The sequence below is a fragment of the Clostridium carnis genome (genome assembly GCF_054657435.1).
Map to the genome: position 1 here is coordinate 2308349 of NZ_BAAHYS010000001.1, position 23200 is coordinate 2331548.

Below are 23200 nucleotides of genomic sequence, written 5' to 3' on the forward strand. Positions count from 1 at the left end.
TTTGAATAAATTAACAGCATATAGATGTTTTGAATGTGGACACTATACTATATCAAAAAGAGATGGTAGAAGATGTTCTGAGTGCAATGGAGCATTGCAACCAATGGGGCATGCAACTTATGCTGATAAAGAGCATGGTACAAAACTAGAAGTTAGCTTAAAAGATACAAAGTTATTTGAAAAAATGTTAATGGTATTTTCGGCTTTAGTGGATGATCCACATACTCCAAATTGGATAAAGGTAAAAATACAAGAACTTATTTTAAAAGAAATATAGATAAAGTTACAAGTCTTATTTAGTAAGGCTTTTTATTTTGCCCTGAAAGGGGGTGAGAAATTGAAAATATTAGATTGGTTTAGAGATTTCTTTGGTGATAAAGAAGTAATTTACCTTGATGAAAAAATTGCTAGTCTATCAACTCGAATAGCTATAGAGGAATTCGCCATAAATATTGCTATTAATCTTATAGCGGGATCTATTTCAAAATGTGAGTTTCAAACATATATGAATGGTAAGAAGACTAAAGGCGACGAATATTATATCTGGAATATTGAACCTAATAAAAATCAAAATTCAACTGAGTTTATTCAAGAACTTATTACAAAATTGTTGTATAAAAATGAATGTTTAGTAATTGAACATAATGGACAATTAGTAATAGCAGATAGTTTTAATCAAAAAGAGTATGCAGTTGTTGAAAACATATTTGAAGATATAACAAGAAAAGATTTTACTTTTCAACGAACTTATAGAATGAGCGAAGTACTATATTTTAAATACAATAACAAAAATACTAAAAGTTTATTTTCAAATCTTATGAGTAATTATAATGATTTATTAGAATTAGCAATTAAGAAATATAAGCGATCTGGTGGAAGAAAAGGTGTAGTAGAACTAGAGTCAATAATCAAAGGTGATGAAAATAGGAAAAAAGAAATTGAAGATATGTTCCAAAGAAAATTTAAAAATTACTTTGAAGCAGAAAATGCAGTTTTAGACCTTCCAAAAGGGGTTAAGTATGAAGAAAAAAATGGTGATGGAAATAGAAAATCTACTAGTGATATGGTAGATATTCAAAATCTAATTAAAGAAGCTTTTCAAAGAGCAGCACAAGCATTTAAAATTCCACCACCACTTTTAAATGGAGATATTGCAGGAGTACAAGGTGTAACAGATAATTATTTAACATTTTCTATAGATCCAATAGTGGATTTATTATCGGAAGAGGCTAATCGTAAGAGATATGGTAAAAAAGCTTATTTAAATGGTTCATATTTAAAAATAGATACTACATGTATAAAACATATTGATATATTTAGTATTGCAGAAAAAATAGACAAGCTTATATCTAGTGGGATGTATAGTATTGATGAATTATTAGAAAAAATAGGAGATACACCTTTAAATACAGAATGGAGTGTGAAACATTGGATAACAAAGAATTATTCAGAAATTACAAAACTAGACCAGGAAGGAGGTGGTAAAGATGAATAAGGCAATGTACTTAATAAAGCAGTCGGTAGCTAATAATGCATTAGATTTATATATTTATGATTATGTTGAAGGTGATAGTTACGATTGGTGGACAGATGAAAAAATAGAAAGCCAAACATCTGCAAATTACATTCAAAAACAATTAGAATCAGCAAAAGATATTTCACAAATTAATATTTATATAAACTCTTATGGTGGAGAAGTTAAAGAAGGGTTGGCAATTTATAATCAGTTGAAAAGGCACTCAGCAAATAAAACAGTATATGTAGATGGATTTGCATGCAGTATAGCTTCAGTAATTGCTATGGCTGGAGATAAGGTGATTATGGGACCTAATACTTTGATGATGATACATCATGCATCAAGTGGAGCTTGGGGAAACTCAGAGGAGTTACGAAAAGCAGCTAATGATTTAGATGTAATTGATAAAGCTAGTTGTTCAAGTTACTTAACAAAGGCTGGAAATAAGTTAACAGAAGAGATATTAAATCAACTTCTAGATAATCAAACATGGCTTAATGCAGAACAATGCTTGCAATATGGCTTATGTGATGAAATAGCTGGACAAGATAATGAAAATATTATTAAGGCACAGCAAAGGTTTAATAATGCAATAAAGCAACAATTAGATGGGTTAGCACCTAATCCTAAAGTGCCACAGCAATATCAAAATAATAGAACAAATGCTGAAAAATTAATGAAAGCATTTAGAAAAAATATAAAATAGAAAGAAGGAAAAGAAATGAAAAGTAAAGATTTAATAAAGCAAGAACTAATGAATGATATGAAGGTTGCAATGCAAAGTGAAGATGGTAGTGCAATTGTACAAGTGTTAACTGATTTTGCAGATTCAATACAGCAAAATGTACTTGAAGATGTAAGAGCTTATCAAAAGACACAAGATAAAGAGATACTTCAAAAGAGAGGTATTCATCAATTAACACAAAAAGAAACTGAGTTTTATCAAAGTTGGATAGATGCAGCAAAGAGTTCAAATCCTAGACAAGCAATAACTGACTTAGACATAGCTTTACCATTTACAGTTATAGATAATGTTATGGACGATTTAAAAGCTAATCATCCATTGCTAGATTTAATAGATTTTCAAAATATGACCGCTGTAAAAAAGATGCTTTTTAATAAAAAGGGTAAACAATTAGCAGTATGGGGAACAATTTCAGAAGCTATTACAAAAGAACTTTCAGGAGCAATTGGCCAAGTAGATATAAGTCTTAATAAATTATCTGCATTTATGCCTGTATCTAAAGATATGTTAGAAGTAGGCCCACAATGGTTAGATGCATATGTAAGAGCTATTTTAAGCGAATCAATAGCGTATGGACTTGAAGAAGGAATAATAAACGGTACAGGTCATAATCAACCTATAGGAATGATAAGGGATATACATGAAGGCGTTTCTGTATCTTCTAGTACTGGATATCCAGCTAAAATAAAAAAAGCTATAACAGATCTTTCATGCGAAACTGTAGGTGGGTTATATGCAGATCTTACAAGGGATCCTATTGATTCAAATAAGGCTAGGACAGTAAATGCTAATGATGTTGTTTTAATAGTTAATCCATTTGATTATTATAAAAAAGTATTACCTTCTTTAATAGCAAATAAGAGAAGGAATGTTGCAGATGGAATTGGTGATACCCCATTAGATATAAAGAATGTAGTACAATCAGAACAGATGGGAGAAGGGGCAGCTATTTTGGGAATAGCAAGTAAATATAAGATGGGAATAGGAAGCGAATCATCTAAAGGTGGTAAGATTGAGTATTCAGACGAATACAAGTTCCTTGAGGACCAAAGATATTACTTAGTAAAGGTATTAGGAAATGGTCGTGCTACATCTGATAATGATTTTATTTATTTAGATATTAGTGGATTAGCACCTTCCAATCTTAAAGTGAATATAGCTAATGATGTTACAGTTGCAGAGGTAAAAGGAACTGTTAAAACTAAAGAACAAGCTTAATGAGGTGATCTTATGCCAGAATTAAGCGAAAAAGAGGCTAAGCTTCTTATTGATGTAAAAGATTATTTAAATATCACATGGGAAGATGAAAAAACAAATAAGAATTTAATAGGAATTATGAAAAGAGGAATGACACGCTTGAAGAATATTGCAGGAGTGTCTACTCTTGATTTTACAGAAGAAGGTTCAGCAAAAGAATTATTGTTGGATTATTGTAGGTATGCTAATAGTCATGCTTTAGAAATGTTTGAAATTAACTTTATTGGTGAATTACAATCATTACATTTTGAGTATCAGGCTAAAACTCCATCACAGATAGAAGGTGCTACAAGTTGAAAATAAAAACAAGAAATATTCAATTTGAAAGCTTTAATGATGGGGTTTGTGATATTTATGAAGAGGATGAGGAAGGAAATAAAAATTATAAATACAAGGCCCTTAAATTTTCTAAAAGGGTATTAGGATTTAATAGACATTTTGCAGCAAAGGCAGTACAAGTAAAGACTAGTGCAGTAATAAGGATACCACAAGTTAAGGGTATAAATAATCACGATACAGTATTAATAAATGGACTTGGAATATATAGTATAGAGTTAATACAAGAAATAGATACAACTAATCCTAAATGTTTAGATTTAACTTTAAATCAATTAGAAATGTTTGAGGTGGTTAAATGACTGTAGATGAGTTTGAAGCTGCTTTAGTTAAAGAATTAGAAGGATATACAAATGAAGTGACCGATAAGATAAAAAATGTAGTTGATAAAGTATCTATGGAAACAAATGAAGAAATAAAAAGAAGAGTAACGTTTAGACAACCAACTGGTAAATATGTTAAGGCATTTAGAGTGAAAACATCATTTGAGGATAGACGTAATAAAAGAAGAACTTGGTACGTAGCAAATGGACAACATAGATTAACTCATTTATTAGAAAATGGTCATGCAGTAGTACAAGGAGGAAGGACCAAGGCATATCCACATATTGTATATGGAGAAGCGTTAGCAAAAAAGAGAATGGAAGAGTTATCAAAGGAGGCAATAAAAAGTGTTAGACGTTAAAGGATTATTAAAAATGACTGGATTAGCAGTAGCGGAAACTAGCTTTTTAAAAGCTCCGCAACTTCCATTTATAATATTTTTAGAAGGTATTGAAGAAACGGGGGCAGATATTAAAAATAATATAGTTGAAAGAGATATAATTATAGAGTTCTATTCAGCAAGAATTGATAAGGAAAAAGAAAAAAATATAGAAGATCTATTAAGAGAAAAGTTAATAAAATTTAAAAAAGAGAGGGTATACGTTGATAGTCAAAAATTTTTTGAAACGATATATACTTTTTCTTTATATGAAAAAGAGGTGTAAGCATGGCAACAACAGGAGAAAAAATTGTCTTAGGTAGTGGAAAACTATATGTAGCTGAATTTTCAGGAGAAATTCCAGAAAGCAGTACTATTGAAACAGAAAATAATCTTTTGGGTCTTATACAAGGTGGAGCAACATTAGAATACAAGCCTAATTTCTACAGTGTAAAAGATGATTTAGGATTAGTTGAAAAAGAAATTCTAACAGATGAAGAAGTGACATTTAAAAGTGGAATAATGACTTGGAATGGAAAGACTTTGAAAAAACTTTGCAGTACAGCAAGAATAACTGAATCTGCAGGGAAGAGAATTGTAAAAATAGGCGGTATAACAAATTATGATGGCAAGGATTATATAATACGATTTGTTCACAAGGATAAACAAGATGGTGATATAAGAACAACTATAGTTGGTAAGAATCAAGCTGGGTTTTCTTTAGCATTTGCAAAAGACAAGGAAACGGTTATAGATGCTGAGTTTAAAGCAAAACCATACGATAAAGAAGGAACAAAAATTATATTTGAGGAAGAAATAGCGCAATAAAAAGCATCTTAGAAAGGGAAGTAAAAAATGTTTGATATTAGTGGAGTAAACAAGAGATATTTTGAAGTAACATTATATGAAACAACAGATGAAGGTGAAATAAAAGATAGTATTAAGTTAGAAGTAGAGCCACCTAAATTAAAAGTATTAAAGAAAATAACTAGGCTTTCAAAGTCTAAAGAAGAAAATACTATAGAAGAATTAACTGATTCTATAAGGCTTATATTAAATAAGAATAAAGCTAGAGTAAAAGTACCAGAAGTATTTATAGAAGATTTAGACATGGATCAAATGGATATGCTAATGACGAAATATTTTGATTGGCTAAATAATACTAAAAACTCCCCAAACTAAAAATCCCCTATTATCCAGGGGAAGAAGAGGAACAACATTATGAAGTAAATACAATAGAGGAAAAGCTAGTAAATGAATATACAGGTTATACATTTAAGGAAATAGAAGAAATAGAAGTATTTGAATTTTGGTTATACCTAAGGGATGCAGTAATTTATAAGTATATGAAAACCGAAGATGGAAGAAAGTACTTAGAAAATTGTTGGAGAGTTGAACAAACAAGACCTGATAGACAGGCTATAAGAAGGAAAATGGAGAAGAGCTAATATTATATTAGTTCTTTTCTATTTTTAGAAAGGAGGTAACTATGGCAAGTAATATCAAGGGTATTACTATTGAAATTGGTGGAAATACTGGGCCACTGCAAGAAGCTTTGAAAGGTGTAAATAAGACTAGTAGAGATTTACAAAGTGAATTAAGGCAGGTAAATGCACAGTTGAAGTTTGATCCTAATAATACTGTGTTATTACAACAAAAACAAAAATTATTAGCTGAATCTATTAGTAATACAAAGGATAAATTAGGAACCTTAAAAGAAGCAGAAAAACAAGTTCAACAACAATTTGAAAATGGGAAAATTGGAGAAGAACAGTATAGAGCTTTACAAAGAGAAGTTATAAAAACTGAAAAGGAATTAAAAAGTCTTGAAAGTCAGGCTACAAACTGTAATTCTACTTTAAAAAACATAGGTGATACTGCTGGTAAAGTAGCATCAGGAGCTGGTAAAGTATCTAGCACTATGATGCCAGCTACTATAGCAATAGGTGGATTAAGTGTAGCAGCAGGAAACTTAGGAACAGATTTATTAGAATCATTGAATAAAGTTGAAGTAGCTTGTGGGGGCGGAGCTGAAGAAGTAATTAGATTTTCAGAAACTACACTAGATAGTTTCGGTATTGCTAAAGGTTCAGCACTAGATATGGTAGCACAATTCTCAGATATGGGAACTGGAATGGGGATAGGAACTGAAGCTGCTAACAGTATGAGTATGTCTTTAGTTGGATTAGCTGGAGATTTAGCAAGTTTTAAAAATGTAAGAATTGATGTAGCTAAAACAGCTTTAAATGGTATATATACTGGAGAAACAGAAAGTTTAAAGCAACTTGGAATAGTAATGACGGAAGCAAATCTTCAAGAGTATGCACATTCACAAGGGATTAATAAAAAAATAAATGAAATGAATCAAGCTGAAAAAGTCCAACTTAGATATAACTATGTATTAGATAAAACGAAAAATGCCCAAGGTGATTTTGCTAATACTAGTGATGGTGCTGCTAATAGTATGAGAGTAGCTTCAGAAGCTATAAAAGAAGCAGGAGCATCTATTGGAGTTATGTTAGCACCAATTATTGCAAAGGCAGCTCAATATTTGGGTGATCTTGTTAAAAAGTTTACTGATTTAGATAATGGAACAAAGAAAGTAATATTAGTTATCTTAGGAGTTATTGCAGCTATAGCGCCACTTGCAAAAATAATACAAGGAATATCTATATTGACTGGAGGATTAACCACAGCTGTAACAACAGTAACTGGAGCGTATTCTATTTATACAGGAGCTGCTACAACTGCTACAACTGCATCTAAAATATTAGCTGGGGCAATTAAGTTCTTAACTGGGCCTGTTGGGATAGTTATAACAATAATAACAGCATTGGTGGGAGTTTTTATATATCTATGGAATACTAGCGATGAGTTTAGAGCATTTTGGATTAACTTATGGGAGAAGATTAAAGAGATAACAGGAGTTGTAGTAGATGCAATTATAGTATTTTTTAAAGAAACTATACCTAATGCAATTGAAAGTCTAAAGAATTTTATTATGGGTATACCTGAATTTGTTAAGGTGATATTTGATAATATAAAAACTACAATAGAAAACATATTGAATAGTGTAAGTAATTTTATTTCAAATGTATGGAATAGTATAAAAGAAATATTCAGCAGTGCATTAGATGCTATATTAAATTTTGTAAATGAAAAGTTTGGTTGGCTTATACAAGCAATAAGTACAATATTTGAAGGTATAAAAACATTTTTTCAAGGATGGTGGGAGCTCCTAAAGAATATATTCTTAGGAGCTTTACTATTGCTTATAGACTTAGTTACTGGAAATTTTACTAAATTAAAGGAAGATGCAAGTAATATATTAAATAATTTAAAAGAAGCTTTAAACATGATTTGGGAAGGTATAAAAATGGTGTTTAAGGGTGCAATAGATTTTATTGTGGGATATTTGACAATAGCATGGAATGGAATTGTTAATATATCAACCTTAATATGGAATGGGATTAAGGATTTCTTTACTGGATTATGGACAGCTATAAAAGAAGTAGCAAGTTCAGCTTGGAATGGATTTAAAGAAATAGTAGTTAACATATGTTCAAGTATAAGCTCTACAGTGGTTTCAATATGGAATGGAATATTAGATTTCTTTAAAAATTTACCTAGCACTCTATATAATTTAGGAGTTAATATATTCACAGGATTAAGAGATGGAATAACAAGTATTCTAAGCACTTTAGGAAGTATCATTTCTAATGGATTTCAATCGGCTATAAGCTTTATAACAAATTTACCGAGTCAAGCATATACGTGGGGAGTGCATTTTATAGAAGGGTTAATAAATGGGATAAAAGCAATGATAGGAAAAGTTCAAGATGCAGTAGTTGGAGTTGCGGAAAAAATAAGAAGCTTTCTTCATTTCACAGTTCCGGATGAAGGTCCGCTTACTGATTATGAAACATGGATGCCTGACTTTATGGAAGGTTTAGCTAAAGGTATAAATAACAGCAAATACTTAGTAACTAATGCTATTAAAGGATTAAGTACTGATATGAGTATAGGAGTTAAATATGGAAATGGAGGTAGTGGAAATATAGGAAGTAATATAGAAACTCATAATATTAATGATGTAAAAGTAACAAATAATTATTATGCTAAAACAGAAAGTCCGTATGAAATTACAAAGGCTACTAAGAAGAGTATGAAAGATTTGAAATTTACATAGGAGGATAGAAAATGCAAATAGAAATAATAAATAAAAGAACAAATAATTCTATAAATCTTGACTCCTATGTATATTCAAGTGGGGTTTTAATAAATGTTTTTAATTCAGGGAAGGTAGGAGCAACATTTAATAAATCAAGAGGTATAGGACAACATGGCTACACTTTATTATCTACAACTTTAGAAGATAGAGAGGTATATATTAAGGCAACTATAATAGCAAATGACAGGACAGAAAGAGATTCTATAAAAAACAATATAGATGATGTAATAAATCCTTTAGATAATATTATTATAAAATATGATAATGCAGGTATAAGCAAAGAAATAGAATGCTCTGCAGAGGAATCTCCTGAATACTCAACGGAATATAAAACAAATAATGACTTCATATTAGAATTTGAGGTTTCATTTGAATGTTTCAAACCTTTTTGGGTAGATCAGAATCGAAAAGTAGTTAATGTTGAAACTTGGGAAGGTGGATTTGAATTTGATTTTGAGTTAAGTTCTTTGGGAATAGAATTTGCACAAAAAGGAGCTAATGAGATTGAAATAAATAATATTGGGAATATAGATTCACCATTAGAAGTTTATTTTAAAGGACCTGCTTTAAATCCATGTATAACTCTAAATAATAATAAATTTATAAAGGTTAATAGAAATCTTACAGAAGAGGAAGTACTTTATATTAATACTTCTTTTGATAATAAAGCAGTTGAAGTTATAAGAGGAGATATAGTAGAACGAGCATATCATTATATAGACATAGAGAGTTCGTTTTTTAGCTTGAATCAAGGATTAAATAAAATAAGTTATGCTACAGACGGTGATTTTTTACCACAAAGCGTAATTATAAAATATAAATGCCACTATTTCAATTTATAGAAAGGAGGGGTTGTTATGGCTGAATTTGGAGGCTTTTTTAATAGTGTAAATGGAGATAGAAAATATAAGAGTGAAGACTTTGCAAATTATTTTAAAACATTTATAAGCACAGGAATTAATCCAACTACAGATAATCTAAGAGTAATAAAAGTAAGTAATACTCAAATTAAAATCTTGCCTGGAAGTGCTTGTATAAATGGATATTTATATTTAAATACAATTGAATTAACTAAGACGATAGTTAATAGCATATCAAAAGTAAGTAGAGTTGTTTTAAGGCTTGATTTAACAAATAGGACATTAGCTATAGTAATAGTAGAAGGAACTGCTACGGAAACACCTAGCCTTACTAGAAATAGTAGTATATATGAATTATCTTTAGCAAAGATAATAATTAAAGATGGGACAGTTACTTTAGAAGATGAAAGAGGACAAAGTTTATTATGTGGTTATATGAGTTTTTTAGGAAAAGATGATCTACAATCAATGTGGAACTTATTTAACCAACAGTGGGGAATACAAAAGGAACTATGGCAGGATTGGTTTGCTAATATGCAAGGACAAAGCATAAGAGGAATATATATTCAGAAGATAATTCCAGTATCAAATAAGGTGGGAGATATATGGATAGAATTGCATTGAAAATATTAGATAATGAGCTTACATTTGTAGGGGATATAGAAGATTATATATCCTTCTATTTTGTAAGAAGCTTTTTTTATGCTAAAGAATTTCGATTAGTTGCTCCTATAAAATATGCTGAAATTCTTAAAGAAGATAATTATATTTATTTAAGTAAATATAAATCTATGATTATAGAAGATATAGAAATAGATGAAGATAAAGAGCAGATAACAGTAAAAGGTAGAGATATAAAAAGTATAATAGAAACTAAAATAACAATACCACCTGAAGGAGAAGCCTACGATAAAATAATTGGTTCATCGGAAGTTGTTATAAAACACTATATTGAAAAAAATTGTATAAACCCTAATGATTTAACAAGGAAGATAGAAAATTTAGTTTTGGCAGAAAATAAAAATAGAGGGTCTAAGGTAAGTTGGCAGAGTAGATATAAAAATCTTTCAAGAGAAGTTGAAACTATTGCAAATAGTACAGGCTTAGGGTGGTTTATTTATTTAGATGTTAAAGCAAAGAAATTAATTTTTGATGTAGAAGTTGGAGTAAATAGAACAATAAGCCAAAGTATTAATTCGAGGGTAATCTTTAATAGTGATTTTGGGAATATATCTAATATTACACATAAGCGTAGCTCAATTAATTATAGAAATGTTGGATATATTGCAGGACAAGGAGAAGGAGCAGAAAGAGAAATACAGATAGTAAGCAAAGGGAACTTTACAGGATTAAAAAGAAGAGAAATTTTTATAGATGCTAGAGATATTTCAGAAGGTTCTAATTTGCAAGATAGAGGGTTAGCTAAATTAAGTGAGTATGATTATATATTAAATACTGAATGTACTATAATTAATAGAAACCTTGTATATGAAAGAGATTGGGATCTAGGGGACTTAGGAACTGTAAAAAACAATTTGGGAACTACTGATTTAAGAATAACAGAAGTTAGAGAAATTTATGAAGATAATATAAGTATAGAAATAACAGTGGGGAAGGTAGAAGGAACTGTAATAGATAATATTAATAATAGTATTTCTAATATATCTAATGAAGGTGGTAGTAGTGGGGGTGGAGATAAAGCATATACACATACTCAAATAGCTCCTAATGAAACATGGAATGTTATGCATGGCTTAAATAAGTATCCTAATGTAACTGTAGTGGATAGTTCAGGCGATAAAGTTATGGGTGATATAAGATATATAGATAAAAATAATGTAATAATAAGCTTTACAGCTGCATTTGCAGGTATAGCTTATTTGAATTAGAAAGGAGGGTGATAGAGATTGAAGCATTTAACAAATTTTGATTTGTGTAAAAATGAGCTACAAAATGCTAGAATACAAAATTTAGCTACAGCTCCAGCGACTCCAGTACCAGGGCAGATATATTATAATACAGCAGACAATGCTTACTATGGCTTTAATGGTAGTGCATGGATTAACTTAAGTTATATTTATAATGGAGAAGATTTTACTACAGTCCTATTAAATAAACTTAATGGTATAGAAGATAATGCCAATAATTATTTACATCCTGCGAATCATCCAGCAACTATGATAACTGAAGATGCAACTCATAGGTTTATGACAGATACTGAAAGAACAAAGTTAAACGGAATAGCTACAGGTGCTAATAACTATGTGCATCCAGGAAGTGGAACTAATCCACATGGAACAACAAAGACTGATATTGGACTTGGAAATGTAGAGAATAAATCTAGTGCTACTATTAGAGGGGAACTAGTTACAGCTGATATAAATAAAGCTTTAGGATTTACACCTAAGAATATACTAGAAGGGTTAGAAAGTGCAAGACCTACTGCAACAGGATCATTAAGAGTTTATATAGCTACAGATACTAAAAAAATATGGTATGACCAAGGAACTAACAATTGGCTACAGATAGGTGGACAAGATACCATTGCTTGGAATAATGTAACTAACAAACCTAGTACATTTACACCACCTATAGCAAGCTCCACAATGCTTGGAGGAGTTAAAGTAGGGGCAAATCTTACTGTAGATGCAAATGGTATGCTTAATGCTAATGATAATCCTACAAGCTATATTATCAAGCAAGAAAAGTTTATAGCGACAGAAGGGCAAAAATTATTTAATTTAACTAAAGGTAGTTATAGACAAGGTTTAGGAGCATTATCTATTTTTATGTATGGAAGTAAATTAGCAAATGAAGCTTTTGATGAAACATCTAGTACAAGTTTTACAATGAAGAATGGACTTAGTGCAGGAGATGTGGTTTTAACTGAATATATTCAACTGATTAATGTTCAGCCTTACCCGATTCATGCATCTGAACATTTGCCGGGAGGAGCAGATGCTATTCCACTTGCAACTATAACAATAGCTGGATTAATGGCTGCAACTGATAAGAGTAAGTTAGATAATTCTTATACTAAAACGCAAGTAGAAAGTGCAATATCTACTGCTATAAATAATCTTATAAACGGTTCTCCTGGTGCTTTAGATACTCTTAAAGAACTAGCAGATGCAATGGGAAATGATCCTAACTTTGCAGCTAGCATGACTAATGCTTTAGCTGGAAAAGTTGATAAAGTAACAGGGAAGGGATTAAGTACAGAGGACTTTACTAGTGCTCTATTAGCTAAATTAAACGGAATAGCAGCAGGTGCGAATAACTATACCCATCCTGGCACACATCCAGCAACTATGATAACAGAAGATAGCACCCATAGATTTGCTACAGATACTGAAAAAGTTACATGGAATGCTAAAACAGGTAAGTATGCTGCTAATATAGGGAACGGCACTGCTACAGAGATTACAGTAACGCATAATTTAAATACTGCAGATGTTACAGTAGCTATACGAGAGGTTGCAAGCCCTTACAATGGCGTTATGACAGATTGGCAGATAATAGACGCTAACAACATTAAATTATTATTCGCAGCGGCTCCAACTTCAGGACAATATAGAGTGGTGGTGGTTGGATAATGAAGTATCTAAACACGCTACAGGATAAAGCAGGAAAGAATGTTAATGTGGATGGACATAAGCATACTAAAGGCGACATAACAGATTTTCCTAGCAGTTTACCAGCTAATGGCGGAAATGCAAATTCGATAAATTATTTAGATACGAGAAGTGTAAATCACAATGGATTTGATTATAAAGGGATAACAACTCATTTGAAATATAACTCAACGGATGGGTTAAATGATGGGGGAACATACCATGGTGTAGTTCATATGACGCAATGGGGAGATATTTCTGGTGGAAGAGCACACCAATTTGGATTTAGTGATAATGGTAACGTATGGTATAGAGATTGGAATGGAACCGTTTGGAGTTCATGGATCAAACTTGCAAAAGTAACAGATATACCGACTAAATTATCTCAGATAACAAATGATGTAGGATTTACTAAAAACGCATTAATTCAAACAGTAGCTAATACTGCTCCAACTGCTCCGGTTGTTGGTCAAGTATGGATACAAACATATTAAAAGGAGGAATAAATTAAATGGGAGTACAAAAAAATGCAACTTATAAAGTTCATAATGGAACTGATTTTGATGAAATTAATTTTAAGACTATACTTGAACAAGTAAAATTTCCAGATGGAACTTCACTCTTAGACTTTTTTAATAAAGGTGGAACTATAAGCGGAAATTTAGATATAGGAAACAATGAAATAAAAGGTAATGGGGTAATGCTTATAAAAAGATTTGAGAGTGGTACTGTTGGAGTTGGTAGTACACAACAAGAAAGTCAAATTATCTCTAAAAGTCGTCCAACCATGTTAACTTTACAAGGGAAAGATGAAATAGTAGGAAAAGCAGACTTCAGTCGTGGTGGAAGTGGGAATGCTACTTGGAACAAAGATGCTAATGGCGTTATAGTACAAAGAGGAGAAATAAGTATAAATAGTGGTCAAACGATAGTAAATTTACCAATTAGATTTACAGATAATTATCAAGTTGTAGCTAACGATACGAGTTCTTCTGTAAATGCAGTAACTGTAAATAAAAGAGATAATACTTCGTTTAATGTATATTCTAGTAAAGCAGGCTATATTCGATGGATAGCAGTAGGAGAATAAGGAGGTAATTTATGAAATATTGTTGTGAAATTTTAAATAATAAAATTGTAAGCATATTTTGTGCAGAACATGAAGGTAAAGAGATTCAAGAAGAGATAATAAAAAATGGTGGAATATTTATAGATGAAAATTTGCATAAGTATTTAACTGGATTAACAGGGGTAAGAACTGTAGATAAGGAAAGTTTAAATAAATACACTTCTAATAATTTAAATGATTTTATATTCGGAGTAGAAGCAAAGGAGTGTTTTAGAGTTATAAAAGAAGAAAATATAACTCTAATACCTAATGCGATTAATATTTTAGAAAAAGAAAATGCAGATTTATTAAAAGATAGTGCATTAAAAGATTTTAAAATAGAAAGTCTACAAAATGATATAGCGGACATTATAAAAGAAGTAGCTAAAGGAGGGCAAATATAATGGATTGGTTTGAGAAAATAAAAAGATATTATGACTTAAAATGTTATAGTGATACAGATGTAAAATTATTTGTTAAGTTGAAAAAAATTAATGAAGAGCAATATAAAGAAATAACTAAGCAGGACTATGTAGCGTAAATGCAATGTAGTTCTTTTTTATTTTTAAAAATAAAGGAAGGTGTATGATGGCAGATGATAACGTAATTTATGAGATAAGAGAAAATGTAGTAGAAATTAAAGCTACATTAACAAGCATTGTACAAAATACAGATTTAAAATTTCAAGTTCAAGAAGAAAAAATAAAGGTTGCTAATAATAGGATTAAAGACTTAGAAGATAGCAACAGATGGTTATGGAGAGCAGTTGCGGGGTCTTTAATAAGCGCAGTAATTGCTCTTTTAACTAAATTCAAATAAAGAGGAGAGGTGCAAAAATGGAATTTGTAAAATTTATAATTGAAAATGCCTTAATATTAGTACCTGCAATATATGTAATTGGATTAATACTAAAAGGAACTGAAAAGATAGAGGATAAGTATATACCGGTAATATTACTTATATTTGGTGTTTTAGGAGCGGTAGCTTTATTAGGCTTTAATATAAATGCGGTAATTCAAGGGATTTTAGTTACTGGTGCTGCAGTCTATACCAATCAATTATTTAAACAAGTAAATAAGCAAGAATAAAAAGAAGAGAATAGTAAATTAATTCAAGAAAATCAAGATTTAAAGAGTAAATTAAATAGAATTTCAGAAGTGGTCCCAAAAGAGCAAGAATAATATCTTGTTCTTTTTTAATATAAAAAAATTTAAATAAGGAAGGAATGATATAATATGAAAATTGCTTTTAGAGGTGGACATAATGAACAAGCTACTGGAGCGAGAGGAATTATAGATGAATTAACAGAAGATAGAAGAGTATTAGCAGAATGTATTAATGTTGCAAAAGAACAGGGACATGAGGTTTTAGACTGTACTCCTGGACCATGTGATGTAAATACAGATTTAGTAGCTGGAGTTAATAAAGCGAACGCATGGGGAGCAGATATATATATCCCTATACATTTTGATAAGGCATATAGTTATTACGAAGGAGCTATAGGTACAGGAACATTTGTATATAGTAAAAATGATTCTATTAAAGATGAAGATATAGCTCAAAGAATCTCAAATAATATAGCTGTATTAGGATTTAAAAATAGAGGTGTAAAAGAAGCTGATTATTATGATTTGAGAATGACTAAAATGCAGGCTGTATTAGTTGAGGTATGCTTTTGTGAAGCGACTGAAGATGTAGCTTTATATAGAAAGTTAGGACCAAGGAAGATTGCTGAAGCAATAGTAGGTGGAATATTAAATAAGAATATATCAGGAACTAATAATCAAAATAACATAGAAAAGGTGGAATACAAGATGGAAACAATAGTATTATATACGAACCCAATAGATGAATGTGGAGCTAAATTTTTAGCATATGCTGTGGGGGGCATGGCTTATGATGCAAAAGTACCGTTTAATTTCGATGGAGGAAAAGTTGCTAAAAGAATAATAGCTGTAGGTGGAGATAATCCACGTAAGGGAGAAGCAGGTCAATTTGGATTTACAGGGTATATAACTCATAAAATTGCAGATGGAGATAGATTTGATACATTAAATGTTTGTAATGATATAGCTAAGAGGGTTTCAAAAGGTGAAAATATAGATAATTTATTATCTAAATATAAAATTAATAAGTAATGTGAAAGGTAGCACTTAGGAGTAATTATCCTAAGTGCTACCTTTTTTTATTTTATGGACAAGATTACCAATTATATTGTAAAATAAAAGAAAAAGAACTCGCATTCTGACTACTAATCTATACGAGTTCAAAAAACAATAATATATTTCATTGAATATACCTCTATTATAGCATATTTTCAATGAAGTATAAACAAAATAATGGAGGATAGAATGAGCGAATTCAACTACAATGAAATATTGAATATTAAGGACGTAAAAAGTAATATTAAATTTTGGTTAGTTAGAAGTAAGAGTGGTGTATTTTATGACGAATTTAAAAATGAGAATTATATCGCATTAGGATGGAATTATATAGATAGAAAAAATATATATGAAAAAAATGAGGAAAAATTAAAAATTATTAAAGAGGAAATAGAGCGAATCTATAAGAATAAGCAGGGTGGAGCCATATTCAATAAATGTGATAGATTTATAAATAAAATGGGCGAAGGGGATATTGTAATGGTTCCTAGTTCGGAAAATAAAGAAATATTATTTGCGACTGTAGGGGCGTATTATGAGGATAATCAAGACTATATAAAAGAAGTAGAAATTATAAATAGAATAGACAGTAAAGAAGATTACGGAATAGAGGTTAGATGCCCTTATAAGAAAAGAAGAAAAATTGAAATAATTAAGATTGTAAAAGGCAATAGATTAAATCCAAATCTATATAAGGCACTAGTTTCATATCATGGACTAAGCAACATAGATAAATACTCTAAATTTATACTAAGTTCAATATACAATTTATATATTTGGGACGGGAAGTTGAATTTTGTACTAAATATAGAAGAAGAAAAAGGAATAGATGCGAGGGACTTTTCAGGATTAATATATTCAATTTCCAACTTATTAAGTATAAAAGATGATAAAATTAAAATAACTACTAGAGCAAATATAAATTCTCCTGGAGATTTGGTAATAACTATTCAAGAACTTGCTAACAATATTTATGGTTACGTCAGAGATAATGTGCTTGTCTTTATTTTATTGTATGGAGCAATAGCTGGAATTAAAATAGGGCCTTTAGATATGCCATCAATTACTAGTACAATTCTAAATATATGTAAACATAAGTCTGACAAAAAAGAGCAAGAGGCTAAGATTCAATCACTTGAAATTGATAATGAAATAAAAAAATTTGAATTAGATATTAAAAAAAGCAATTGGACTAAGGAGAAGTTAAAAGGTGCAGAAGAGCAATTAGCTATAATAGAAGAAAAAGCAACTAACCTAAATATAAATAAAAAGGATAGTTGCAATGTTATAAATGTTAATTTCGGTAAAATAAATGATGAGTAGAAAATTTATAAGATTTTTTCATAATAAGTGATACTATAAATATGTTCAAAATTAAAAATAAAGGATTTAAAGAATCCCTATAATTCCAATATAATTTCGGAAGTGTAAATTTGAATGTTGAATCAGATACAAAAATAAATAATGATAATAACATTAAAAATGTTAGCATAAAACAAATAAAATCATAAATTTTTTTCAACTACTACACCTCCTTTTAATATAATTATATAATTTTTGTAAAATAATTCAATAATTATATTGAAATTAACAACAATAATTTTAAATTATATAAAAAGTACTTATAGGAAAATCAAGTTTTCCTTTTATTTTATTGTAATATTACCACACTTTTATGAATAGAATTTAATAAAGTAAGAGTGTGGTAATACCAGTGTAAACCGTAAAAATAGTTAGGATTTACTACAGCTTACTTTCATGAATAGTAGGGGAGTGGTACAAGTTGTTAAAGGAAAGGAAATTTAGGAAGAGAGAGGAAGATTTAAGACGGTATAGGATTACAGTACAAGTAACAAGTAAAGAAAAGGATATGCTCTATTCATTAGCTGCAAAAGAGGGGTTAACTCCAAGTGATTATATTAGAAGTGTATGTATTTATAAAGCCTGGAATAATCTTTTTGAAAAGGAAGAAATAATATGAATGTAGCAATAGTAGTAGCATTACCAATTAATATATTAATATTTTATTGTATATATATAAATATTAATGAGTATATGGATTATAATAAGAGAAAAGAAAAAAGATTAGAAAATTTACTAAATAATACTATATATATTGATGTATCAGAAGAGGAAAAATATATGATTGATAGTTTAACTAAATTAAATAAGTTTAAAAGTAATAATCAATATATAAGAAACACTTTGAAATCCATAAAAAATATTTAATTTGCCCTTGTTTTTCCCTTAAATCAATAAAATTAATAGAAATACAAAAAAATATAAAAAAATAGACAAGCATATTATAAAAATAGTATTTCCAATGCGTACATATTATTTTATGTTATATTATCTTATAACATAGTATAAAATAGGACAAGCTAACTAGGGTACAGAACTCCGCTTACGGCTTATCTCGTATATGAAAAACACTAGGTTAAGGTCTAGTGTTTTTCTTTATATAATTAATAAAGTAATATACATTAAAATGAATTCACAGTGAATTATTACTTTAATATAGAAGTTTTTAGACAGTAATTTAATGATAGAGAATATAAATTCAGAAAGGTCTTTTAAGAAAAAAATAATAATACGAACAGAGCTAAAAGTAAGAGAAAGTAGTTCTAATATTTCTAACAAATAAAATTTGTAATATTGCCCGAAAATAATTGACAATAATTAACATATTTACTAAAATATAACTTGTAAAGGTTTTAAAAAGAGGAAAATATGATGGGATTAATGGGAGGGTATTTATTATGAAAAAGAAATTTTTAGCATTACTACTTACTAGTACAATGGTTTTAACATCAGTTGTTTTTGCAGGGTGTAGTGGAAAAGCAGAGGGAGACGGAGATTCAAAAACTTCTAAAGATGTACCTAATATTGGTATAACTATTTATAAGTATGATGATAACTTTATGTCCTTTGTTCGTAGATCAATAGAAAAGGCAGCAACAGATAAAGCTGAAGTTAGTATGAATGACTCACAAAATGACCAAGCTAAACAAACTGAACAAGTAGACACTTTAATAGCTAAAGGTGTAAAAGCATTAGCTATTAACCTAGTTGACCCAAAAGCAGCTCCAACTATAATAGATAAAGCTAAGGCTGCAAAGCTTCCAGTAATATTCTTTAACAAAGAACCAGAAGAATCTGCAATGAAGAGTTATGATAAAACTTGGTATGTAGGAACAGATTCAAGTCAATCAGGAGTACTTCAAGGTGAATTAATAGTAGAGGCATGGAATACCAATAAGGATAAATGGGATAAGAATAAAGATGGAAAAATTCAATATGTTTTATTAAAAGGAGAACCTGGACATCCAGATGCAGAAGCACGTACTAAATATGCCGTTGAAACTATAAAGGGAAAAGGTATAGAAGTTGAAGAACTAGCAATAGATACAGCTATGTGGGATTCTGCAAAGGGAACAGATAAGATGGATGCATGGATTTCAAAGTTCGGTGATAAAATAGAATTTGTAATTTGTAATAATGATGCAATGGCATTAGGAGCTTTATCATCAGTACAAAAAGCTGGTTACAATAATGGTGGAGATAAATTTATGCCAATAGTTGGTGTTGATGCTATACCAGATGCTTTAACTAAAATTAAAGAGGGACAAATGGTTGGATCAATTTTAAATGATGCTAAAAATCAAGGGGCTGCTACTGTACAAGTTGCAATAAATGCAGCTAATGGTAAAGATCCTTTAGACGGAACAGAATGGAAATTAGATGATAAAAAAGCAGTTCGTGTACCTTATGTTAAGATAACTAAGGAAAATGTAAAAGTAGCTGAAGATACTTACGCTCAATAATATAAATAATAATAGGTGCATAGATAAATTACTATGCACCTATTATATAGAAATATAAATTTATTATTTTCAGGGAGGTGGTATCATGAATAAAGCTGCTAATAATGAAGTTCAGGAAAATTATTTACTAGAAATGGAAAATATAGTTAAAGAATTCCCTGGAGTTAAAGCTCTTGCAGGTGTTACTTTAAAAGTTAGAAAGGGTACAGTTCATGCATTAATGGGAGAAAACGGAGCGGGAAAATCTACATTAATGAAGTGTTTATTTGGTATATATCATAAAGATGAAGGTGAAATAAGATTAAATGGAAAAATAATAAATTTTGAAAATTCAAAGCAAGCATTAGAACATGGTGTTTCTATGGTTCATCAGGAATTAAATCAAGTAAGACAAAGAAATGTTATGGATAATATATGGCTTGGACGCTACCCTAAAAGTGGATTATTTATAGATGAAAAAAAGATGTATATGGATACGAAAAATGTCTTTGATGAACTTGATATAAATATAGATCCAAAAGAAAAAATTAAAAATTTATCTGTATCTCAAATGCAAATGGTTGAAATAGCTAAAGCCGTATCATATGATTCGAAGGTTTTAGTTCTTGATGAGCCCACTTCATCATTAACTGAGAAAGAAGTAGCACATCTATTTAAGATTATAGAAAAATTGAAAAGTAGAGGTGTAGGAATTATTTATATATCTCATAAAATGGAAGAAATATTAAAAATTTCAGATGATGTAACTATAATGCGAGATGGAGAATGGGTAGCTACAAAAAAAGCAGGAGAGTTAACAACTGATATAATTATTAATTTAATGGTTGGTAGGGATTTATCTAATCGTTTCCCCGAAAAAGATCATAAGGTTGGAAATGTTATATTAGAATGTAACAATATTTCTTCAGAAGGAAAAAATGGTGCAGTAGATGTAACCTTTAACTTAAGAAAGGGAGAAATATTAGGAGTTGCAGGTCTAGTTGGAGCAAGAAGAACTGAACTTTTAGAAACTTTATTTGGTATGAGAAAAATGGCAAGTGGGGAAATATTTTTACATGGAAAAAAGATAGTAAATAGAAGTCCACAACATTCAATGGAAAATGGATTTGCAATGGTTACTGAAGAAAGAAGAATAACAGGTATATTTGAAAAACTTAATATTAATTTTAATTCTATTATAGCAAATATAGACAGTTATACTAATAGTTTAGGATTTGTTTCAAGTAAGCAAATGGAAAGTGATACTAAATGGGTAGTTGATTCTATGAAGGTTAAAACACCGACTCAAAAAACTCTTATAGGAAATCTTTCAGGAGGAAACCAACAAAAGGTTATAATAGGAAGATGGCTTTTAACAAAACCAGAAGTATTATTGATGGACGAGCCTACAAGAGGTATAGATGTAGGAGCAAAATATGAAATATATCAACTTATGAATAACTTGGCAAAAGAAGGAAAAGGAATTATTATGGTTTCATCAGAAATGCCTGAACTTTTAGGTACAACTGATAGAATATTAGTAATGAGCAACGGAAAATTAGCAGGTATAGTTGATACTAAGACCACTACTCAAGAAGAGATAATGCGTCTATCAGCTAAGTACTTATAAGGGGGAGTTAAAATGGAGAATAGTTTGGGAAAGTTTAATAAGAAGAAAATAGGTAGTTTTATGATGAATAATGCTATTTATATTGTTTTAGTAGCATTACTTATAGCTATAATAATAGTTGATCCTAAATTTTTATCAATTACTAACTTTAAAAATATACTAGCACAATCATCACCTCGTATGTTTATAGCTTTAGGTGTTGGAGGAATATTAATAGTTCAAGGGACTGACCTTTCAGCAGGTCGTATGGTTGGGTTATCAGCTGTAGTTTCAGCATCTCTTCTACAAGCAACAGACTATGCATATAAGATGTATCCTAATTTACCTGAACTTCCAATAATTGTTCCTATATTGATAGCAATGCTTGTATGTGCTTGTATTGGTACAATTAATGGTGTAGTTGTTTCTATATTTAATGTACCGCCATTTATAGCAACTATGGGTATGATGATTATAGTTTATGGATTAAGTTCAACATATTTTGATAGACCACCATATGGTGCTCAACCTATTGGTGGACTAAGTAAAACTTTTACTGATGCAGTAACTGGAAGTGTATTTAACATACCGTATTTGATTATATATGCTTTAATAGCAATTGTATTAATATGGTTTTTATGGAATAAAACTAGGTTTGGTAAAAATATATTTGCAATAGGAGGAAATCCTGAGGCGGCTAAGGTTTCTGGGGTAAATGTTGTTAAATATTTAATATTAGTTTATATGTTAGCTGGAGCTTTATATGGTTTTGGGGGAGCACTAGAAGCAGGACGTGTAGGTACAGCAACTAATAATACTGGTAATATGTATGAAATGGATGCCATAGCAGCTTGTGTTGTTGGTGGAGTTTCTACATGGGGTGGTGTTGGTACTATTCCTGGAATAGTAATAGGAGTTTTAATATTTACTGTTATTAATTATGGTTTGACATTTATAGGAATTAGTCCATATATGCAATTTATTATAAAGGGATTAATTATAGTAATTGCAGTAGCAATAGATATTAGAAAGTATGTAAAGAAAAATTAAATTTTATATTAAAAAGGATATTAGTCTTTGTGCTAATATCCTTTTTACTTTATAATTAGTATGAAGATAATTATTAAAAGGAGTTATATTAAATACTCTTTTCAAATTATGTATATATATGGTAAAATTATTAAGAATGAACAATTTGTAAAGGGTAAAATTATTTTAGATTAGAATTGTAATCGAAAACATTAATTTTTAGATTG

Annotated in this window: 28 protein-coding genes; all 28 read left to right on the plus strand. The window is 29.9% G+C overall.

The features are described from left to right. Position 1: 1 nt before the first annotated feature. Positions 2-277: a hypothetical protein gene (locus tag ACYQ1T_RS11200; protein WP_459834728.1), complete on the plus strand. Its 276-nt coding sequence runs from the start codon at positions 2-4 to the stop codon at positions 275-277. 60 nt (positions 278-337) lie between these two features. After that, the gene (locus ACYQ1T_RS11205; RefSeq protein ID WP_459834729.1) at positions 338-1495 is read left to right on the plus strand and encodes a phage portal protein; all 1158 of its coding nucleotides are present in this window, start codon (positions 338-340) and stop codon (positions 1493-1495) included. Beyond that, positions 1488-2222, plus strand: a complete 735-nt coding sequence (locus tag ACYQ1T_RS11210; RefSeq protein ID WP_459834730.1) for a head maturation protease, ClpP-related — start codon at positions 1488-1490, stop codon at positions 2220-2222. The genes ACYQ1T_RS11205 and ACYQ1T_RS11210 overlap by 8 nt, the downstream gene beginning before the upstream one ends. Positions 2223-2237: 15 nt before the next feature. Next, the gene (locus tag ACYQ1T_RS11215; protein ID WP_459834731.1) at positions 2238-3479 is read left to right on the plus strand and encodes a phage major capsid protein; all 1242 of its coding nucleotides are present in this window, start codon (positions 2238-2240) and stop codon (positions 3477-3479) included. A 12-nt stretch (positions 3480-3491) separates the two neighbouring features. Continuing rightward, positions 3492-3815 (plus strand): hypothetical protein, encoded by a 324-nt coding sequence (locus ACYQ1T_RS11220; RefSeq protein WP_459834732.1) that lies wholly within the window; start codon positions 3492-3494, stop codon positions 3813-3815. Continuing rightward, positions 3812-4156, plus strand: coding sequence for a hypothetical protein (locus tag ACYQ1T_RS11225; RefSeq protein ID WP_459834733.1), 345 nt, complete (start codon positions 3812-3814; stop codon positions 4154-4156). The genes ACYQ1T_RS11220 and ACYQ1T_RS11225 overlap by 4 nt, the downstream gene beginning before the upstream one ends. Beyond that, a complete protein-coding gene (locus ACYQ1T_RS11230; RefSeq protein WP_459834734.1) occupies positions 4153-4539 on the plus strand; it encodes a hypothetical protein in 387 nt (128 codons plus the stop codon). The genes ACYQ1T_RS11225 and ACYQ1T_RS11230 overlap by 4 nt, the downstream gene beginning before the upstream one ends. After that, positions 4526-4843, plus strand: coding sequence for a hypothetical protein (locus tag ACYQ1T_RS11235; protein ID WP_459834735.1), 318 nt, complete (start codon positions 4526-4528; stop codon positions 4841-4843). The genes ACYQ1T_RS11230 and ACYQ1T_RS11235 overlap by 14 nt, the downstream gene beginning before the upstream one ends. A gap of 2 nt (positions 4844-4845) precedes the next feature. Continuing rightward, the gene (locus tag ACYQ1T_RS11240; RefSeq protein ID WP_459834736.1) at positions 4846-5385 is read left to right on the plus strand and encodes a hypothetical protein; all 540 of its coding nucleotides are present in this window, start codon (positions 4846-4848) and stop codon (positions 5383-5385) included. Between the two features lie 27 nt (positions 5386-5412). Beyond that, a complete protein-coding gene (locus tag ACYQ1T_RS11245) occupies positions 5413-5739 on the plus strand; it encodes a hypothetical protein (RefSeq protein WP_459834737.1) in 327 nt (108 codons plus the stop codon). 307 nt (positions 5740-6046) lie between these two features. Then, positions 6047-8746: a phage tail protein gene (locus ACYQ1T_RS11250; protein WP_459834738.1), complete on the plus strand. Its 2700-nt coding sequence runs from the start codon at positions 6047-6049 to the stop codon at positions 8744-8746. A gap of 11 nt (positions 8747-8757) precedes the next feature. Then, the gene (locus ACYQ1T_RS11255) at positions 8758-9630 is read left to right on the plus strand and encodes a phage distal tail protein (RefSeq protein WP_459834739.1); all 873 of its coding nucleotides are present in this window, start codon (positions 8758-8760) and stop codon (positions 9628-9630) included. Between the two features lie 15 nt (positions 9631-9645). After that, entirely contained in the window at positions 9646-10272 is a 627-nt protein-coding gene (locus tag ACYQ1T_RS11260) for a hypothetical protein (RefSeq protein WP_459834740.1), read from the plus strand. Continuing rightward, entirely contained in the window at positions 10254-11537 is a 1284-nt protein-coding gene (locus ACYQ1T_RS11265; RefSeq protein WP_459834741.1) for a siphovirus ReqiPepy6 Gp37-like family protein, read from the plus strand. Before ACYQ1T_RS11260 ends, ACYQ1T_RS11265 begins: the two co-directional genes overlap by 19 nt. Before the next feature lie 18 nt (positions 11538-11555). Further along, on the plus strand, positions 11556-13244 hold the full coding sequence (locus tag ACYQ1T_RS11270) for a hypothetical protein (RefSeq protein WP_459834742.1): 1689 nt from the start codon (positions 11556-11558) through the stop codon (positions 13242-13244). After that, entirely contained in the window at positions 13244-13756 is a 513-nt protein-coding gene (locus ACYQ1T_RS11275; protein WP_459834743.1) for a hypothetical protein, read from the plus strand. The genes ACYQ1T_RS11270 and ACYQ1T_RS11275 overlap by 1 nt, the downstream gene beginning before the upstream one ends. A 17-nt stretch (positions 13757-13773) precedes the next feature. After that, the gene (locus ACYQ1T_RS11280) at positions 13774-14352 is read left to right on the plus strand and encodes a gp53-like domain-containing protein (RefSeq protein WP_459834744.1); all 579 of its coding nucleotides are present in this window, start codon (positions 13774-13776) and stop codon (positions 14350-14352) included. A gap of 11 nt (positions 14353-14363) precedes the next feature. Beyond that, positions 14364-14774, plus strand: coding sequence for a hypothetical protein (locus ACYQ1T_RS11285; protein WP_459834745.1), 411 nt, complete (start codon positions 14364-14366; stop codon positions 14772-14774). After that, positions 14774-14911, plus strand: coding sequence for an XkdX family protein (locus ACYQ1T_RS11290; RefSeq protein WP_459834746.1), 138 nt, complete (start codon positions 14774-14776; stop codon positions 14909-14911). Before ACYQ1T_RS11285 ends, ACYQ1T_RS11290 begins: the two co-directional genes overlap by 1 nt. Positions 14912-14955: 44 nt before the next feature. Next, positions 14956-15189 (plus strand): hemolysin XhlA family protein, encoded by a 234-nt coding sequence (locus tag ACYQ1T_RS11295; RefSeq protein ID WP_459834747.1) that lies wholly within the window; start codon positions 14956-14958, stop codon positions 15187-15189. Positions 15190-15206: 17 nt separating this feature from the next. Continuing rightward, positions 15207-15458 (plus strand): phage holin family protein, encoded by a 252-nt coding sequence (locus ACYQ1T_RS11300; protein WP_459834748.1) that lies wholly within the window; start codon positions 15207-15209, stop codon positions 15456-15458. 147 nt (positions 15459-15605) lie between these two features. Next, entirely contained in the window at positions 15606-16508 is a 903-nt protein-coding gene (locus tag ACYQ1T_RS11305; protein ID WP_459834749.1) for an N-acetylmuramoyl-L-alanine amidase, read from the plus strand. A 213-nt stretch (positions 16509-16721) separates the two neighbouring features. Next, positions 16722-17855, plus strand: a complete 1134-nt coding sequence (locus ACYQ1T_RS11310; protein WP_459834750.1) for a hypothetical protein — start codon at positions 16722-16724, stop codon at positions 17853-17855. A 460-nt stretch (positions 17856-18315) separates the two neighbouring features. Beyond that, complete coding sequence (locus ACYQ1T_RS11315; protein WP_459834751.1) at positions 18316-18513, plus strand: plasmid mobilization protein; 198 nt, start codon at positions 18316-18318, stop codon at positions 18511-18513. Then, the gene (locus ACYQ1T_RS11320) at positions 18510-18761 is read left to right on the plus strand and encodes a hypothetical protein (protein ID WP_459834753.1); all 252 of its coding nucleotides are present in this window, start codon (positions 18510-18512) and stop codon (positions 18759-18761) included. Before ACYQ1T_RS11315 ends, ACYQ1T_RS11320 begins: the two co-directional genes overlap by 4 nt. 530 nt (positions 18762-19291) lie before the next feature. After that, positions 19292-20356 (plus strand): galactose/glucose ABC transporter substrate-binding protein MglB, encoded by a 1065-nt coding sequence (gene mglB / locus ACYQ1T_RS11325; RefSeq protein WP_459834754.1) that lies wholly within the window; start codon positions 19292-19294, stop codon positions 20354-20356. Positions 20357-20441: 85 nt separating this feature from the next. Then, a complete protein-coding gene (gene mglA, locus ACYQ1T_RS11330) occupies positions 20442-21965 on the plus strand; it encodes a galactose/methyl galactoside ABC transporter ATP-binding protein MglA (protein WP_459834755.1) in 1524 nt (507 codons plus the stop codon). A gap of 12 nt (positions 21966-21977) precedes the next feature. Next, complete coding sequence (gene mglC / locus ACYQ1T_RS11335) at positions 21978-22994, plus strand: galactose/methyl galactoside ABC transporter permease MglC (RefSeq protein WP_459834756.1); 1017 nt, start codon at positions 21978-21980, stop codon at positions 22992-22994. The last annotated feature ends 206 nt before the right edge of the window (positions 22995-23200 follow it).